1 pseudogene is annotated in these 2,035 nt (G+C 69.8%); it reads left to right on the top strand.

The features are described 5' to 3' along the window. Positions 1–2,035: pseudogene (locus BL253_RS36235) on the top strand (type IV secretion protein Rhs); the annotation flags it as partial.

A 2,035-nucleotide genomic window follows, 5' to 3' on the forward strand; every position in this document is an offset into this window, starting at 1 on the left:
CGCGACTCCCTCGGCCGGGTCGTCGCGATCACCGACCCGGTCGGTGGGGTCACCCGGTTCGCGTGGACACCAGAAGGCCGGCTCACCTCCCGCACCCTGCCCGACGGCGCCACCGACACCTACCGCCACGACCCCGAAGGCAACCTCGTCGAACACACCGACCCGGCCGGCCTCACCACCACCACCGAGCACACCCACTTCGACCTGCCCGCCGCCCGCACCACCCCCGACGGCGCCCGACTGGCCTTCGACTACGACACCGAACTGCGCCTCGTCGCCGTCACCAACCCCCACGGCCTGGTCTGGCGCTACACCTACGACCCCGCCGGCCAACTGACTACTGAGACCGACTTCAACGGCCGCGTCCTGCGCTACACCTACGACCCCGCCGGCCAACTCACCACCCGGACCAACGGCGCCGGCCAGACCATCACCCTCACCCGCGACGCCCTCGGCAACATCCTCGAGAAACACAGCCCGAACGGCGTGACGACCTTCGCCTACGACCCGGCCGGCCAGGTAGTACGAGCCACCGGCCCCAACACTGAGGTCAGCTTCGAACGCGACGCCGCCGGACAGGTCCTCACCGAGACCATCAACGGCCGCCGCCTCACCTCCGCATACGACGCACTGGGCCGCCGAATCCGCCGAACCACCCCCTCCGGAGCCATCAGCGACTGGAAATACGACCCCACCGGCCGCCCCCTCGCGCTGCACACCGCCGGCCACACCCTGCACTTCACCCACGACGCCGCCGGCCACGAAACCGAACGCCTCCTGCTACCCGACGGCGTCGCCGCTCTTGAACCCGGCAGTTCAGGACCCGCCGGTTCGGGGCGGCGCGGCTCGGCACCGGGCAGCTCGGGATTCACCAGTTCGAGAGTGAGAAGTTCGGGCCCAGGCGGCTCGCCACCGGGTGGTTCAAACGTAGGCGGTTCGGGCACGGCCGTCGCGCTCACCCAGACCTGGGACGCCAACCACCAGCTACTGTCCCAGACCATCACCGCCGGCCCCGCGGAATCGTTGGGAACGGTATCCGCGGGCCTTGGCCACCCAGCCGGCCCGGCGACGACCCGGCTGCTGCAACGACGGGACTTCAGCTACAGCCCCGACGGCTACCTCACCGAGACCGACGACCTCACCAACGGCCTACGCCGCTACGACCTCGACCCCATGCGCCGCGTCACCGCCGTCACCAGCACCACCTGGCAGGAACGCTACGCCTACGACACCACCGGCAACATCACCAACGCCACCTGGCCAACACCCAACCCGACGGCCGGCTCCCTGACAGCCGGACCGAACGCCAACACCAGCGGCGGCGACGGCCGCGGCCGCGACGGAGGCGGGAGTCGTCGCGAAGACGGCGGCCACAGCGGCCCTGGCCGTGGCGATGGCAAGGACGACGAGCAGGGCAGGCGCGAGTACACCGGCACCCTCATCCGCCGCGCCGGCACGATCCGCTACGAACACGACGCCCAAGGCCGCATCACCCTGCGCCAACGCAAACGCCTCACCGCCAAACCCCACACCTGGCACTACACCTGGGACGCCGACGACCGCCTCACCACCGTCACCACCCCCCACGGCACCGTCTGGCACTACCTCTATGACCCCTTCGGGCGCCGCGTCGCCAAACACCGCCTCACCACCGACGGAACGATCACCGAACGAATCGACTTCACCTGGGACGGCACCCGGCTCGCCGAACAACACCACACGACTATCCACACCACTGGCAGCAGCGACACTCACGGCGACACCAGCTCCGACGATGGCAATGTCGCGGGCGAACAGGAGACCATCACCTGGGACTGGGAACCAGACTCCTTCCGCCCCCTCACCCAGACCAACCGCCGCCCCTCAGACAGACACCCACCAGACCACCGTCCACCTGCCGACGCCGACCAGACCTGGTACGACACCCGATTCCACGCCATCATCACCGACCTCATCGGCACCCCCACCGACCTGATCACCCCCGACGGCACCCTCGCCCCGCACCCCCGCACCACCCTCTGGGGCGTCACCACCC

The organism is Pseudofrankia asymbiotica (genome assembly GCF_001983105.1).
Classification (GTDB): Bacteria; Actinomycetota; Actinomycetes; order Frankiales; family Frankiaceae; genus Pseudofrankia; species Pseudofrankia asymbiotica.